The organism is Microcoleus sp. AR_TQ3_B6 (assembly GCF_036702785.1).
Taxonomy (GTDB): domain Bacteria; phylum Cyanobacteriota; class Cyanobacteriia; order Cyanobacteriales; family Microcoleaceae; genus Microcoleus.
In genome coordinates this window covers 63,142-78,394 of sequence record NZ_JAUBVJ010000003.1, presented here as the reverse complement: position 1 = coordinate 78,394, position 15,253 = coordinate 63,142, and the positions used below count along the sequence as shown (strand labels likewise).

At 48.1% G+C, this 15,253-nt stretch carries 12 protein-coding genes; 7 read left to right on the top strand and 5 right to left on the bottom strand.

Features of this window, described 5'->3' with window-relative positions:
- Positions 1-10 precede the first annotated feature (10 nt).
- Positions 11-613 carry a superoxide dismutase gene (locus tag QUB56_RS02640; protein ID WP_332952913.1) on the top strand — a complete coding sequence of 201 codons (603 nt, stop codon included), beginning with the start codon at positions 11-13 and terminating at the stop codon, positions 611-613.
- 431 nt (positions 614-1,044) lie between these two features.
- On the opposite strand, the gene QUB56_RS02635 is transcribed toward QUB56_RS02640, so the two are convergent.
- Positions 1,045-3,780: a bifunctional acetate--CoA ligase family protein/GNAT family N-acetyltransferase gene (locus tag QUB56_RS02635; RefSeq protein WP_332952912.1), complete on the bottom strand. Its 2,736-nt coding sequence runs from the start codon at positions 3,778-3,780 to the stop codon at positions 1,045-1,047.
- 412 nt (positions 3,781-4,192) lie between these two features.
- Here QUB56_RS02635 and pflB point away from each other — a divergent pair, with 412 nt between their 5' ends.
- From pflB to clpS, 4 genes are all read left to right on the top strand, one after another.
- Positions 4,193-6,421 carry a formate C-acetyltransferase gene (gene pflB / locus QUB56_RS02630; RefSeq protein ID WP_332952911.1) on the top strand — a complete coding sequence of 743 codons (2,229 nt, stop codon included), beginning with the start codon at positions 4,193-4,195 and terminating at the stop codon, positions 6,419-6,421.
- Between the two features lie 262 nt (positions 6,422-6,683).
- Positions 6,684-7,424 carry a pyruvate formate-lyase-activating protein gene (gene pflA, locus QUB56_RS02625; protein WP_332952909.1) on the top strand — a complete coding sequence of 247 codons (741 nt, stop codon included), beginning with the start codon at positions 6,684-6,686 and terminating at the stop codon, positions 7,422-7,424.
- Positions 7,425-7,568: 144 nt separating this feature from the next.
- Positions 7,569-10,199, top strand: a complete 2,631-nt coding sequence (gene adhE / locus QUB56_RS02620) for a bifunctional acetaldehyde-CoA/alcohol dehydrogenase (protein ID WP_332952908.1) — start codon at positions 7,569-7,571, stop codon at positions 10,197-10,199.
- Positions 10,200-10,425: 226 nt separating this feature from the next.
- Complete coding sequence (gene clpS, locus QUB56_RS02615; protein ID WP_006633998.1) at positions 10,426-10,719, top strand: ATP-dependent Clp protease adapter ClpS; 294 nt, start codon at positions 10,426-10,428, stop codon at positions 10,717-10,719.
- An 88-nt stretch (positions 10,720-10,807) separates the two neighbouring features.
- Here clpS and QUB56_RS02610 read toward each other — a convergent pair whose 3' ends face one another.
- Together QUB56_RS02610 and QUB56_RS02605 are read right to left on the bottom strand one after the other, a co-directional pair.
- A complete protein-coding gene (locus tag QUB56_RS02610; RefSeq protein WP_332952905.1) occupies positions 10,808-11,308 on the bottom strand; it encodes a plastocyanin/azurin family copper-binding protein in 501 nt (166 codons plus the stop codon).
- Positions 11,309-11,355: 47 nt separating this feature from the next.
- On the bottom strand, positions 11,356-12,474 hold the full coding sequence (locus tag QUB56_RS02605; RefSeq protein WP_332952904.1) for a tocopherol cyclase family protein: 1,119 nt from the start codon (positions 12,472-12,474) through the stop codon (positions 11,356-11,358).
- Between the two features lie 144 nt (positions 12,475-12,618).
- On the opposite strand from QUB56_RS02605, the gene QUB56_RS02600 reads away from it, so the two are divergent.
- On the top strand, positions 12,619-13,200 hold the full coding sequence (locus tag QUB56_RS02600; protein WP_332952902.1) for an Npun_F5749 family FMN-dependent PPOX-type flavoprotein: 582 nt from the start codon (positions 12,619-12,621) through the stop codon (positions 13,198-13,200).
- A gap of 98 nt (positions 13,201-13,298) precedes the next feature.
- Here the strand turns inward: QUB56_RS02600 and cysE are convergent, their stop codons facing one another.
- Together cysE and QUB56_RS02590 are read right to left on the bottom strand one after the other, a co-directional pair.
- Positions 13,299-14,105, bottom strand: coding sequence for a serine O-acetyltransferase (cysE, locus tag QUB56_RS02595; RefSeq protein ID WP_332952901.1), 807 nt, complete (start codon positions 14,103-14,105; stop codon positions 13,299-13,301).
- Positions 14,106-14,314: 209 nt separating this feature from the next.
- Positions 14,315-14,797 (bottom strand): hypothetical protein, encoded by a 483-nt coding sequence (locus QUB56_RS02590; RefSeq protein ID WP_332952900.1) that lies wholly within the window; start codon positions 14,795-14,797, stop codon positions 14,315-14,317.
- A gap of 130 nt (positions 14,798-14,927) precedes the next feature.
- On the opposite strand from QUB56_RS02590, the gene QUB56_RS02585 reads away from it, so the two are divergent.
- Entirely contained in the window at positions 14,928-15,188 is a 261-nt protein-coding gene (locus QUB56_RS02585) for a hypothetical protein (RefSeq protein ID WP_332952898.1), read from the top strand.
- Positions 15,189-15,253 lie beyond the last annotated feature (65 nt).

Here is a 15,253-nt window from a genome sequence, read left to right as displayed (position 1 = left end):
ATCGAACACAATGGCATTTGAACTCGCACCATTACCCTTCGCCCCTGACGCCCTGGAGTCAGGTCATATGTCGGCCGACACGTTTTCGTTCCACCACGACAAGCACCACGCTGCTTACGTGACCAATCTGAATAAACTGATTGAAGGGACTGAAATGGCCAGCAAATCCCTTGAAGAAATTGTCAAGGAATCCTCGAACGATCCATCCAAAGCCGGCATTTTCAACAATGCAGGTCAAGTTTGGAACCACAATTTTTTCTGGAATTCCCTCAAACCGGGCGGCGGTGGTACTCCGACAGGACCTTTAGCTGAGAAAATCAACGCCGACTTCGGCAGCTTCGACAAATTCAAAGAAGAATTCAAGACTGCTGCGACAACTCAGTTCGGTAGCGGCTGGGCTTGGCTAGTTTTAGACAACGGCACTTTGAAAGTTACCAAAACTGCTAACGCTGACACTCCGGTAGCACACGGCCAAACTCCGTTGCTGACTTTGGATGTGTGGGAACACGCTTATTATTTGGATTTCCAAAACCGCCGTCCCGACTACATTACTAATTTCTTGGATAATTTGGCTAACTGGGATTTCGCAGCAGCAAATTTGGCTGCGGCTTAGTAACATCTTAGTTTGAGGACTAAAGTCCTGACTACAAACCTATAAAGTTTGTAGTTAGGACTTTAGTTGTGATGAATGATAATTATATTGATTTCGGTTGCACCGTCGGTGATTGTTGATGGTTGACTGTTGACTGTTGACTGATGATATCATGTCCGATCGATTGACCATAATATCCCGGCCGGGCGGGTTTTTGAGATTGTCAATTGTTGGCAGATATTGTTGGTGAACGCGCCCCTACCTGAGGTCGGGTAATCGACCGGACATGATATGACTAATGACTGGTGACGGTTGACTGTGAATCAAAAAAACTGAAAATTGCGCTCATATTTGTTGGCAGTTTGATTCAACTCGATCGCGACGATGAAGCGCGGATTTGATATCATTCCGGCCAAGCCGGAATTGATATTATTTTTTAACCCAAGTTGCTATTAGCATACAAAAACAGCTTTCAACATTCCTTCGCCTCGGTCTGGTTGGAGTTCAAATCCTAGTTTTTTACAGAGGCTGTGCATCTTGTAGTTGCTAGTCACAATGTAGCCGACGATCGCCTCTAATTTCTCTTCCTGACCAATTTGCAGCAGCCGCCTCAATAATTCTGTTCCCAAACCGCGCTGCTGATAGCTATCGCTAACGATCAGGGCAAATTCGGCTTGGTTTGTGCCGTGGAGTTTGCTCAGACGCGCTATTCCCAAAATCCGGTGTTCTGAGGTTTCCGGGTGTTGATGATGGGCTACTAACACCATTTCCCGATCGTAGTCAATAAAACAAATCCGGGCCAAACGTTCGTGAGCGATGCGGTGCTTTAACTTTACCATGTGAGCGTAGCGCAAATACACGCTCTCTTCGGAAAGTTCTTGGTGGAACAGCACCATCAGCGGCTCATCTTCTGGGCGAATCGGACGGATGGTGATGGGACGATCGCCCTCCCTTGACCATGTTTGAACGTATTGCGTAGGATAGGGGCGAATCGCGGGTGAAATGGGGTTTTCCGTTGTTTGGAGAACAACGCGGGCATCGAGAGCGATCGCACCTTCAGGAGAAACCAGCAGCGGATTAATATCAATCTCGGCAATTTGAGGTTGCTCTACAATCAGTTGACTGAAACGAACTAATAACTGTTCGAGTTGTACCAGGTCAATTGCCGATCGGCCGCGCACTCCTTGCAAAGCTTTATAGATGCGCGTTTGCTCCATCATCCGCCGCGCTAGGGTGGTATTTAAAGGCGGAAGTGCCAGCGATCGATCCTGAAAGACTTCCACTAATTGTCCGCCGGAACCAAACAGCATCACCGGTCCAAATTGTGGGTCGATACTGCTACCCAAAATTAGTTCATAGCCTTCCAAGTGCACCATCGGCTGCACTGTCACGCCGAGAAAGGCTGCCGGATCGATCGCCCGTACCCGCTGGGCGATCGCCTCAAAGGCACTAATTACAGCGTTAGCATCGGCTAAATTTAGTTTTACGCCTCCCACATCGGTTTTGTGAGTAATCGTCTCAGAATGGAGTTTTAGCACCACTGGATAACCGAGGATCTCGGCAATTTCTACAGCTTGGCGATCGCTGGTGGCTATGGAGGTGGCGATGGTGGGAATCCCATAAGCTGCGAGCAACTGCTTCGATTCGTATTCTGTTAACAAAGTGCGATCGCTTTTGCGTGCAGAAGTCACAATATTTGCTGCCGCCGATAGATCGGGACACCATACCTCGCAATCAGCCGAGAGAGAAGGCGTTTCGTAGATAGCGCGCAGGTTGTACGTGTACCGCCACATATAGTTGAATAACCTGACGGCGGTATCGGGATAGGGGAAAGTCGGAATATTTGCCTGATTGAGAATTTGCGTTCCCGCTGACACTTCCACACCGCCCATCCAGCTTGCTAATAAGGGCTTTCCGAGTTTGCTGTAAGACTTGAGTTTTTCTGCGGTTTGGGTGGGATTTGTCATCGCTTGTGGCGTCAGGATGACCAGCAATCCGTCACTATTGGGATCGGGAGCGACCACTTCTAGAGTTTTGGCGTAACGATCGCTACTAGCATCGCCCAAAATATCGATCGGGTTGTGATGACTCCACTGAGGCGGCAAAAACTCATCAAGCTGCTGCACCGTCTCCGGTGCCAGATCTGCCAGGGCACCGCCGTCGCTAATTAAGGCATCAGTGGCGATCGCCCCCGGGCCTCCTGCATTGGTGACGATCGACAGGCGGTTTCCCTGCGGTCGCGGTTGCTTTGCCAGAATTTCTGCCATGTCGAACAAATCGGAAATCGTATGTACCCGCAACGCGCCACAGCGGCGGAAAGCAGCATTAAGCACGTCATCGCTACCGGTCAAAGCTCCCGTATGGGAAGCGGCGGCTTGGGCGGCGGCGGCGGTACGTCCTACCTTGAGAATGATGATCGGTTTGTCGATCGCCACTGGGCGGGCGGCGGACAGGAACGAACGAGCATCACCCATAGATTCCATGTACAAAACGATACTGTGAGTATGAGGATCGTCCCCGAAATACTCGATCAGATCGCCCCAACCGACATCGAGCATAGAGCCGATCGATACAAAGGCGCTAAAACCGACATTTTCCCCCAAACTCCAGTCGAGAATCGAAGTACAGAGGGCGCCGCTTTGACTGATGAAGGCGACATTACCTGGACGGGCGATCGTACCTGCAAAAGTAGCATTGAGTCCAAGCACAGGATTCATCACGCCGAGGCAATTTGGGCCGACAATCCGCATTCCGCCCAGACGCGCTTGGGCCATCACTTGCTGTTCTAAAGCCTCCCCAGCCGCACCAATCTCTTTAAAGCCAGCAGAAACAATAATTGCCCCTTTCACCCCAGCAGCGATACATTCGCGGATCACTTGCGGCACCCCAGCAGCCGGCGTAGCAATCACCGCTAGATCCACTACTTCCGGGACGCTAGCAATGTCAGGATAAGACTTGAGCCCCAAGACGCTGCGGCGCTGTGGATTCACTGGAAAAACTGTTCCGCCAAACGGATTCCGAATCAAGTTCCACAGGAGAGTACGTCCGACGCTTCCTTCTCTCTCTGTTGCGCCGATTACAGCCACGGAGCGAGGTCTAAAAATCCCATCTAGCGGATGACGCTGTTCTTTCCAAATATCGTGAGCCGGATCGCTCGCAGTGCTTTGAGTTCTTGAATTTATCTGCATAATACCCTACTTCAATTAATCAGCAATTAATCTGGCTCTGCTTTCGATAACAATTCTCGAATCAAATCCGAACTATTTTTCTGCTATTTTTCTGCTTTTTATTCATCTTCTTCTGGTGTTCGCGGTTCCTGACTAAAAAAATCATTGCGCGTTCCCGACCGACCCGCACTTAAACAACATTTCCGTTGTCTAACTGTTAGTTCGGAATCCAATTTTGTCAGAGCTTCCTCATAAATTCAAGAGGAATTTCTGGATACTATCTATCTTAATTCTTCCCAGGCGATGAGGAAGTAAAGTTTTGTAACAAAGATCGAACAGGGCATTTAAAATATTGAGATTAAATATATAGTAGATATAGCGGTCGGAGGAAAAAAGATCGATCGCTAACATAAAATAGAGGTGAAAGCAAGCTATGTTAGTAGAATGGCACGGCTTTACTGAAGGCAACTGGACAAACGAAGTCAACGTCAGAGACTTCATCCAAAAGAATTACACCCCCTACGAAGGGAATGCAGAATTTCTCACAGCACCAACAGAAAAAACCCAGCAGCTTTGGCACAAAGTCCTGGAACTAATGAAGCAAGAGCGCGAAAAAGGTGTATTGGATGTTGATACAAAAGTTCCCACATCCATCACGGCTCATGCACCAGGATACATCGATCGCGACTTAGAACAAATAGTAGGTTTGCAAACCGATCGACCTTTGAAACGCGCGATTATGCCCTTTGGCGGGATTCGCGTTGTCAAAGCAGGTTTAGAAGCTTACGGCTATCAGCTCGATCGACAAACTGAAGAAATATTTACGAAATATCGCAAAACTCATAACGATGGTGTATTCGATGTTTACACGCGCTCGATGCGTCTGGCAAGACGTTCGGGTATCATCACAGGTTTGCCAGATGCCTACGGACGCGGGCGCATCATCGGTGACTACCGGCGCGTGGCTTTGTACGGTGTCGATCGCCTGATTGATGATAAAAAAATACAGCAAGAATCACTCGAACTAGAGGCGATGGACGAGGCAACAATTCGTTTGCGCGAAGAGTTATCCGAGCAAATTCGGGCCTTGTTTGAGTTAAAAGAAATGGCTGCTAGCTACGGCTTTGATATTGGCCGTCCGGCGACAAACGCACGAGAAGCTGTCCAGTGGGTGTATTTTGGCTACTTGGGAGCAGTGAAAGAACAAAACGGGGCAGCGATGTCTCTCGGGCGCGTATCGACGTTTTTAGACATTTATTTCGAGCGCGATTTGCTTCGCGGCGCGAGTTCCGAACAAGAATTGCAAGAACTGATCGACCATTTTGTAATGAAACTCCGCATGGTGCGGTTTTTGCGAACTCCCGACTATAACGCTCTATTTTCTGGCGATCCAACTTGGGTAACAGAGGCGATCGGCGGTATCAGCGATGACGGTAGAACATTGGTAACTCGTAACAGTTTCCGATTCTTGCACACCCTCTCAAACCTCGGTACTGCACCAGAACCAAATCTCACCGTGTTGTGGTCGGAAAACTTGCCGGAAAACTTCAAAGAATTCTGTGCGAAGGTATCCAGCGAGACGAGTTCGATTCAGTACGAAAACGATGACTTGATGCGTCCTCAATACGGCGATGATTACGCGATCGCCTGTTGTGTCTCCGCCATGCGAATTGGCAAGCAAATGCAGTTCTTCGGCGCGCGAGTTAACTTGGCTAAGACTTTGCTCTATGCGATTAACGGCGGTAAAGATGAGAAGTCCGGCGACCAAATCGCGCCGCAGTTCCCAGGGATTACTACCGAATATCTCGATTATGACGAGGTAAGAGCGCGGTTCCAAGAAATGATGGCGTGGTTGGCAAAAACGTATATCAATACGCTGAATGTCATTCACTACATGCACGACAAATACTGCTACGAACGGCTGGAAATGGCACTGCACGATCGCGATGTTTACCGGACCATGGCCTGCGGAATTGCGGGACTGTCTGTGGTGGCGGACTCGCTCTCGGCGATTAAACACGCTAAAGTTAAGGTGATTCGCAACGAGCAAGGTTTGGCCGTGGATTACTCGATCGAAGGAGAATATCCCAAATACGGCAATAATGACGATCGCGCAGACAGTCTAGCCATCGAACTCGTGCAAAGCTTCATGAACGAAATTCGCCAGCACAAAACCTACCGCGGCGCTGTAGCGACTCAATCGGTACTGACGATTACCTCTAACGTAGTGTACGGCAAAAAAACTGGTAGCACTCCCGACGGACGTAAAGCAGGCGAACCCTTTGCTCCCGGTGCTAACCCGATGCACGGTCGAGATTCCTGTGGGGCGATCGCATCCTTATCTTCTGTAGCAAAACTGCCCTACAGTGATTGTCAAGATGGCATATCGAATACTTTTTCGATTCTACCGCAGGCCTTGGGCAGAATGGAGGACGATCGGACTAACAACCTAGTTGGTCTCCTAGACGGCTACTTCCACGATGGCGGCCATCACATCAATGTTAACGCCCTCGATCGGCAAACATTACTAGATGCGATGGAACATCCGGAAAACTATCCCCAGCTAACAATTCGCGTCTCCGGTTATGCGGTTAACTTCATCAAACTTACCCGCGAACAGCAATTAGATGTGATTAAACGGACTTTCCACGAACGCGTCTAAATCCCAGCATTGATTGGACTTATTGCATGAATCTTTGCTCTCAAAACCGCAGATGTAAGGCAGATTAACACAGATTAACGCAGATAATTGAGGGAATTGAGAGCTTGGGAATGCAATAAGTTCATTGGGGGTAAGTTAGCGGTTGTCCGCCGCGAGGAATGTAGCAATCACAGTATCTATTTTTCCGATCGTTTGACCTCAGAGACTTTCCGATCGCAGCGGATTAATTCATTATCTCGGAACATAACCAACAGCAAATTAAATGTCTGGAATTGGTCGCATTCATTCAATCGAAACTTTTGGTACCGTAGACGGCCCTGGAATCCGGTTTATCGTCTTCACCCAAGGCTGTCCGTTGCGCTGTCTTTACTGTCACAATCCCGACTGCCGCAATTCCCACGACGGTAAAGAAGTAACCGTCGATTATTTAATCGATCAAATTACAAAATGTAAATCCTACCTGCGGAAAGGAGGCGTTACCGTCAGCGGCGGCGAACCGTTGATGCAGCCCGATTTTGTCAGAGAAATCTTTACCCGCTGCCATCAAATGGGCTTGCATACAGCCCTGGACACATCAGGGTTCTGTCTTTTAGAAGTTGCTAAACCGGTTCTGGAAATGACCGATCTGGTTTTATTGGACATCAAATCCTACATTCCCGAACTGTATTACAAAGTCACGAACGTTTCCATCGAGCCTACTTTAGCAATGGCCAAATATCTCAGCGAAATTCATAAGCCAACCTGGATTCGTTTCGTTCTAGTTCCTCACCTCACTGATGACCTCGAAAACGTAGAAAAATTAGCAGAGTTTATTGCCAATCTGAACAATGTGGAAAAAGTCGAAGTATTACCATTCCATAAAATGGGAGAATACAAATGGGAACAATTAAAACTGGATTACGAGCTCAAGGATACACCTCCAGCTTCACCGGAGCTCGTCCAACAAACAGTTGAGATTTTTCGCAGTCGCGGGGTAAACGCGATCGGAGCTAGCGGTCTATAATTAATTAAAAGACCTCGTACAAAAATCAAAAACAATCTTGAAATTATCTGCGTAGCTCTGCGTTAATCTGCGGTTAATCTGCGGTTCCCCTACCCCTCACAAACCTAGGCAATAAATCTCGAAAAACACCCGAGGAGAAAAGACATGAAAGTTACCAATGTAGAAGAATTAGAAGTGCTCATTCAAAAAGTGAAAGCAGCCCAAGCAGAATTTGCCACCTACACTCAAGAGCAAGTCGATCGCATATTCAAGCAAGCAGCTTTAGCCGCTAATGCCGCCCGCATTCCCTTAGCGAAGGCAGCAGTCAAAGAATCGGGAATGGGAGTCATCGAAGATAAGGCAATCAAAAATCATTTTGCCTCGGAAATGATTTACAACAAATACAAGAACGACAAGACTTGCGGTATCATCGAGTCCGATCGGCATTTTGGCTACGAACGCATTGCCGAACCCGTGGGAGTGCTGGCGGGAATCGTTCCTGTAACTAACCCGACTTCCACCACCATTTTTAAATCTTTAATCGTGCTCAAGACGAGAAATGGCATTATATTTTCGCCCCATCCCCGGGCAAAATCCTGCACGGCTGCGGCGGCAAAAATCCTCCTAGATGCTGCTGTAGCAGCAGGAGCACCGCCGGATATTATTGGGTGGATTGACGAGCCCACTGTGCCGCTTTCCCAAGCTTTGATGCAGCACCCCGATATCAAACTAATTTTGGCCACTGGCGGGCCGGGAATGGTAAAAGCTGCCTACTCTTCAGGACATCCCTCCCTCGGTGTCGGCGCGGGAAATACTCCCGCCATCATCGATGAAACCGCCCACATCCAAATGGCTGTCAGCTCAATTTTGCTCAGCAAAACTTTCGACAACGGCACGATTTGTGCTTCGGAACAATCGGTGGTTGTTGTGGATGAGGTGTACGATGCAGTGCAACTGGAATTTATCAAGCGCGGTGCTTATTTCCTCAATGCAGAAGAACGGGAAAAAGTGCGGCAGGTAATCTTAATTGATGGGCGGTTGAATGCCGAAATAGTCGGTCAATCGGTGCAAAAGGTGGCGCAGATTGCGGGTTTTACAGTGCCGTCAAACATCAGGGTTTTGATTGGAGAAGTTGATGCGGTTGGTAAAGAAGAACCCTTTGCTTGTGAAAAACTTTCGCCGATTCTGGCAATGTACCGCGCTAAGGACTTTACTGAAGCAGTAGACAAAGCTGAAGCGCTGATAATTTTTGGCGGACACGGACATACTTCTGTACTCTACACGGCTCCGCACAATCAGAATCACATTCGTTATTTTGAAAGCAAACTAGAGACTTCGCGGGTGCTGATTAATACGCCTTCTTCTCAAGGTGCGATCGGGGATTTGTACAATTTCCGCCTCGATCCATCCCTTACCCTCGGTTGCGGTAGCTGGGGCGATAATTCCATTTCTGTCAACGTGACACCCCATCACCTGCTCAATATCAAAACCGTAGCAGAAAGGCGCGAGAATATGCTCTGGTTCCGCATTCCTCCCAAGATTTATTTTAAGTCGGGTTGTCTTCCTGTAGCTTTGAGGGATCTGGCAGGTAAGAAACGTGCTTTGATCGTGACGGATAAACCTTTGTTTGAATTGGGATTGACTAAGGAAGTCACAGAGAGTTTGGAAGAAATCGGCATCGATCACTACACATTTTACGATGTGGAACCCGATCCTTCCCTTGCTACTGTTCGCAAAGGTTTAGAAATCTGCAATAGTTTCCATCCAGATGCGATTATTGCCTTTGGTGGTGGCTCGCCGATGGATGCTGCTAAAGTAATGTGGCTGATGTACGAGCATCCAGAAATTGAGTTTGAAGGATTGGCGATGCGGTTTATGGATATTCGCAAGCGGGTATACGAACTGCCGCCTTTGGGTTCAAAGGCAATTATGGTGGCAATTCCCACTACTTCGGGAACGGGTTCGGAAGTCACGCCTTTTGCGGTTGTTACGGATGAACGATCGGGGATTAAGTATCCGCTTGCAGATTATGCTCTGACTCCGAGTATGGCGATCGTCGATCCAGAAATTACGCTGAATATGCCCCGGAAACTGACTGCTTACGGCGGCATTGATGCGCTAACCCACGCTTTAGAAGCTTATGTTTCTGTGTTGGCTTCTGAGTATACAAATGGTTTGGCTTTAGAAGCGATTCGTTTGCTGTTTAAATACCTGCCCAGCGCTTACAAAAATGGTGCTAACGATCCGAAAGCGCGGGAGAAAGTACATTATGCTGCTACGATCGCCGGGATGGCATTTGCCAACGCTTTTCTGGGGGTTTGTCACTCAATGGCTCACCAATTAGGTTCAACTTGCCACGTCCCTCACGGTTTAGCGAATGCGCTGATGATTTCCCACGTAATTCGCTACAATGCAACGGATGTTCCTTTCAAACAAGCGATTTTTTCTCAAAACAAGTATCCTAACAGCAAGTGGCGTTATGCTCGAATTGCGGACTATCTGAATTTGGGCGGCGATACAGAAGAGGAGAAAGTTGAGAAGTTGATCGCAGCGGTGGAAGATCTGAAGCGTCAGGTAGATATTCCTAGCACGATTCAGGAGGCTCTTGCCAGTCAGGGAATGAGTGATGATTTCTTTTTTGCTCGCGTTGAGGAAATGGCCGATCGGGCTTTTGACGATCAGTGTACCGGCGCTAACCCCCGCTATCCGCTGATTGAAGATTTAAAGCAACTTCTGCTGCAAGCATATTCTGACGGCGACACTTCTGAGGTCGATCGAGTGTTAACTGTAGTTTAATCGGCGCGGTGCCAGAGATTTCTCCTCAAAAGCCTGTCAATGGGGGGCAGGATGCTTAACCCTACTCCCCACAGTTTCTGGAAAAGTCTAACGCAGGGCCCGGCGGTGAAAATAAACCCCGAAGCGGATCGAAATACCAAGTAGGGGTTAAAAAATTCTGAAATTGTGTTATAACTTTGTCGGTAACTCTTTTACGAATTTTGTAGTTTCAGTGGCTGTTCGCGCGATGACCTCTTCACCAACCATAGCACCCGTTCGATCGAGTCAAGTTACCCGCAAACCTTATCCCAACTATCGGGTAATAGTTCTCAACGACGATTTCAACACATTTCAGCACGTTGTGGAATGTTTGACGAAATACATTCCAGGGATGACAAGCGATCAAGCTTGGAAACTTGCCAACCAAATCCACCACGAAGGCCAAGCCACTGTCTGGGTTGGCCCGCAAGAGCAAGCAGAACTTTATCATATGCAATTGAGCCGTGCTGGACTGACAATGGCTCCGCTAGAGTCTACTTGAAAAGTGTCTAGAGGGTCGAAAGTTCGATCGAGTTTCGGTAATTAATCTCAAATTGATAGGATGTCCGGTGAGGCGACGGAGATGGGGCTTAAGAGGCGATCGTAATTTTGCCAATCATCCCAGCTTCCGTATGTCCGGCTACCGTACAGCGCAGGTTGTAACTTCCCGATTTCATCGGCACAAACACCCATTCTGCCATAGCGCCCGGTTTAAGTTCCAGTTCGTGAACCGCTCCTTTAATTTCCACATTACCAGCTTCAACTTTTTGAGTCCAACTCGCATCAGCAAAGTTTTTGGCAGTGAAATAATGTTTCTGCGAACTGGGATTTTTTAGCACTAATTTATAGCGCTTGCCGGATTCAAATTCTAGCAGATTGGGAAAAAACTTAAGTTCCCCTGCTTCGTTACCCAAACTAACAGTAATTTCGGTGACTGGTTGGCGAGACAAATCACCGGCCGCACTAGCAATTGCCGCCGGCATCAAGATTGTCCCCAAACATAAAATTAGTCCCAAAATCACCTTGAGAGCTTGTTGTAACCGCTGGCTGCGGTAGAATTTGCCTAATTGCCAACCGAGTAAATAGATCATGGCTGTTCAGACTACTGTTAACTGAGTAAGGACTAAGGACTAAGGACTTAGTTCGATCGCCAAACTTCATCCCAAGGTCCGCCCCCAACTTCCAAACCCGGGAAAGAACTTTGAGCCTCTAAGATAATTCTAGAACGCTGCTTGCCATTTTTGTCAACATTTCCCCCCAACAATTCTCGCAGTTGCAAGCGCAATTTGCCCTGCGTCGTATCCCGGCAGCAAAAAGCCAGACCTTTTTCTGTAGGAGCTCGCAGATCGGTACCAGAACGGTTTGTAGTGGCAATTAACTCAACTTCAAACTGACTGTTTCTCGCCTGCATTTTCCAGCTTCCCCAAGGTTCAATATTCCAACTTACTTGGGAATTCCAAGGCACAAATTCGTAAAATTTACCTCGGTAATGCAGACAAATCATTGCTACGGATTCCATCCACCACAGCACGCCCCGCTTGCCGCCGCCAGCAGTTAAAGCTAAATCGCTTTCGCCTTGAAAACAATTGCAATTAACCCAAAACCACTTTTGGGGAAAAGCACCGCCCCAGTTTTTTTCGCTGTAAGCGGGAGCATCTTTAAATTGGTAGCGTTCGCCGTTCCAATCGATCCAGCCCGTGGCTAAACCGTGAGCCATTAAAATTTGCCATCCCGGTTCAAATATGGGTAGAAAAGATACCATTCCCGCCGTGGATTTCTGGAGTTGGTCAGAGTTGCCCCAGCCGTAAACAGGTTGAATTTGGTATTGCCAAAAACAGCGGCTGCCGCTTCCCGGATCGTGGATATAACCTTGATTCAAGGTAGCAGTAGCTTGATAGCCTTCTTCGACGCGGCTGTCGAATACTGGGGGTTCTAAATATTGGGGTTGAATTTGTAAATCTGTTTTGCCCCAATGTCCGAAAGCCAAGCTTTCTCGGTGCGCCCAAAACTTATTTACATCGGGGAATGTGCGGCACAAATAGCTATCTTCCGGACCGAGAATTTGAGCTGCACCGCCACTGTAAGGTTGACCGCCTTTGGGGTCTTCTATTGAATACATGAATGCAAAAGATTGTCCGCGAGCGGGTAATGTTATTCGATAGTACCAGCCTTCAAAAAAGCGGCGGGAACTGCCGTCCCAGTGGTAGCCACTGTGGGGAGTTTCAATAGTTTTGAGTTTTGAGAGTGAATTTGACATAAAATTACCAATAGCAAGATTTTAAGAGTTGTAAATTGTGAGTTTAGGGGAGAGAAGCAGGAGACAGAAGGGAAAAGTCACTAATTACCCATTACCAATTACCCATTACCAATTACCCATTACCCATATGATAGGTTATTAATTATGTCTTTAGCACTTTGGCGATCGCCCCTAGCTCGCGCGCTCCACCGCAACCGCAGTCTTGCTTTTGCCCGCTACTTGCAACTAGCAACTGTTCGCGCCACCGGGCGTCCGGCTAACCGCACTGTGGTGTTTCGAGGCTTTTTAGCAGATACTAATCAGTTAAAGTTTATTACAGATATTCGCAGTCAAAAGGCAGAGGAAATTAACCTCTATCCTTGGGGGGAAATTTGCTGGTATTTCCCCCAAACTCGCGAACAATTTCGGATTGCTGGACAACTGATTTTGGTAGGGGCAGATTATCCAGAGACCCAGTTGTGCTCATCGCGCCGCACAGCTTGGCAGGAGCTTTCTGAGGCGGCTCGATCGCAATTTGCTTGGCCGCATCCGGGAGATGACAAAGCCCCGGCTGGTGCTTTTGATTCTGTTTCCCCAGATCCGATCGAGCCGCTGCCTAATTTTTGCTTGCTGTTGTTGGAACCGGAAACGGTGGATTTGTTGGAGTTGCGGGGGGAACCGCAGAACCGATCGCTTTATCGGCGCGACGGGGAGGGAAATTGGTCTGTGCGAGCGGTTAATCCTTGAAGTCAGTTGACTGTTGGCTGTTGACTGTTGACTGTTGTCAGTAGGAAAGTTTTAAGTTGAAAAATTCCCCATGAAAAACTCAACAGTCAAAACTATTTTTAGATGCCGCTGCCGTCGAAAAATTCTTGAATTGCTTTATCTTTTAACTTGCAGCTAGGGGTTGTAACTAGCTGTGTTTTTTCGGCTAAGGCTACATTGCTGGCTTGGTTTAAAGCTTCTGATACTGAGTGGAAATTGTGGGAATTGGGAACAGAAGTTAAGGAGACAGATGCTTGAGGAAGCAAACTTTTTACTTGCTGTTCGAGGGACTCGATGCGATCGAGCAATGAGCGAATTACCACAGCTTCGGAATCCGGCAAACTGCCGTGTTCTAGGGGATTGACGCGCACTCCCGATCGATAGACGATGCGGCCGGGAATCCCTACCACCGTACAGTCAGATGGTACGTCCCTGAGCACGACGGAACCGGCGCCGATGCGAACGTTGTTGCCAATTTGAAGATTGCCGAGTACCTTGGCGCCGGCACCGACAACTACATTTTCGCCGACGGTAGGGTGACGCTTGCCGCTTTCTTTGCCTGTGCCGCCGAGGGTGACACCTTGGTAAATTAGGGCAAAATCGCCGATAATTGCGGTTTCGCCGATTACAACCCCCATACCGTGGTCGATGAATACGCTTTTGCCGATCGTTGCCCCGGGGTGAATTTCAATTCCGGTCAAAAAGCGAGCTAGGTGGGAAATCAAGCGGGGGATGAAGGGAAGTCCCAGCACGTAAAGCCAGTGTGCGAGGCGGTGCAGCACTAGGGCTTGAAGACCGGGGTAGCAAAACAAAACTTCCAGCCAGTTGCGAGCTGCTGGGTCGCGGTCGAAAATTATACTGAAGTCAGCTCTAAGGGTCTTTAGCACTTTCAGAGTTACCAATTTTGGTTAAACACGCCACTTTCGATTTTACATTTTACTGGATGGGGGAAGTGAGCGGTCGATCGGCAGATTGCTGAGTGTGAGATTAACAAATTGGCCGATTGGGGGAGATTGGGGGAGTGGCACCGTGGGAAGAGAGCAGATTGGGGGAGAATTCGATGATATTTTATTTTTTCATCCCACAGCGCCGCGTTCTATTCCTGTACTGAGATTGTATAGTCTGACTTGACTCCGGGTTCGAGAGTACCGACCCAAATCTTGTAAGACCCTGCTTGCCAGTCTGAATCAACAATGCCAGCATCTTTATTCTGACCTGCATCGTCTCCGCAGCGCACTGCATTACCGGGGCCTTGTACGAGTAAGGTTGTGTCCTTGCCTCCGCTGTTGACTTGGAGTGTGAGTTTTGAAAATTTTTTCTGCAAGACTATGATGTGGTCGGGAGTTGGAGTGGCAAAACCCAAACATTTGTTTTTGTGGCGATCGGCGTTGGCTATGGCAGATAGAGAGTAAGATCCCCCTGTGGAACCTCTCAAAACTGCTGTTGGGGACTCAAAACCTGGTGATAAAGTTAAAGTGCCGAAATTGGCTGTTTCTGCTAAAACTGGTAGGGCGACGATCGCGACGATCGCCGAGGCGATCGCACCGTTTTTGAAATTGGCTCCCCGATTAAACAACATGGCAATTCTCCTGGCGTCACAACTTAAAATCAAAACTCAGAATTTACCCATCGCAGCCCCGACCCTCCTAACTCTGGAGGAAGAATAATTTTTGTTAAATTTGTTCAAAACTTTCAGGCTTCTCTTCCTTATGTCTATCAGGACAATCCCTGTGCGATCGCCCTCGCTTGTGCCACTCGGATTTCTGCCACAGGCGATCGACTCATATCCGCAATTGTACGGTGTCAAGATGATAAATTTGATACTCCTAGCCTGGCTGTTGGCTATCGGTTCCCTATTGACACAGGTTTTGGTATTGTTACCTATAGGTCTAGGCGGCTGGCTCCACTTCCCTAATTGGCTGAGCCTGGCCTTGATTGTGCTGGCTATTTCTTGGTGCTTGGGGGATTAGTCAGCAGTCAGCATTCATGAAGTGATTAATTATTAGTCAAAAGCTAATTATTAATCATTCAGCTT

Bases quoted from the DNA above. Each gene is read 5' to 3' on its own strand.
- QUB56_RS02610 (WP_332952905.1), bottom strand. From the start codon at position 11,308: ATGATCTATTTACTCGGTTGGCAATTAGGCAAATTCTACCGCAGCCAG.
- QUB56_RS02590 (WP_332952900.1), bottom strand. From the start codon at position 14,797: ATGTTGTTTAATCGGGGAGCCAATTTCAAAAACGGTGCGATCGCCTCG.
- QUB56_RS02605 (WP_332952904.1), bottom strand. From the start codon at position 12,474: ATGTCAAATTCACTCTCAAAACTCAAAACTATTGAAACTCCCCACAGT.
- QUB56_RS02635 (WP_332952912.1), bottom strand. From the start codon at position 3,780: ATGCAGATAAATTCAAGAACTCAAAGCACTGCGAGCGATCCGGCTCAC.
- pflB (WP_332952911.1), top strand. From the start codon at position 4,193: ATGTTAGTAGAATGGCACGGCTTTACTGAAGGCAACTGGACAAACGAA.
- clpS (WP_006633998.1), top strand. From the start codon at position 10,426: ATGACCTCTTCACCAACCATAGCACCCGTTCGATCGAGTCAAGTTACC.
- adhE (WP_332952908.1), top strand. From the start codon at position 7,569: ATGAAAGTTACCAATGTAGAAGAATTAGAAGTGCTCATTCAAAAAGTG.
- QUB56_RS02585 (WP_332952898.1), top strand. From the start codon at position 14,928: ATGTCTATCAGGACAATCCCTGTGCGATCGCCCTCGCTTGTGCCACTC.
- QUB56_RS02640 (WP_332952913.1), top strand. From the start codon at position 11: ATGGCATTTGAACTCGCACCATTACCCTTCGCCCCTGACGCCCTGGAG.
- QUB56_RS02600 (WP_332952902.1), top strand. From the start codon at position 12,619: ATGTCTTTAGCACTTTGGCGATCGCCCCTAGCTCGCGCGCTCCACCGC.
- pflA (WP_332952909.1), top strand. From the start codon at position 6,684: ATGTCTGGAATTGGTCGCATTCATTCAATCGAAACTTTTGGTACCGTA.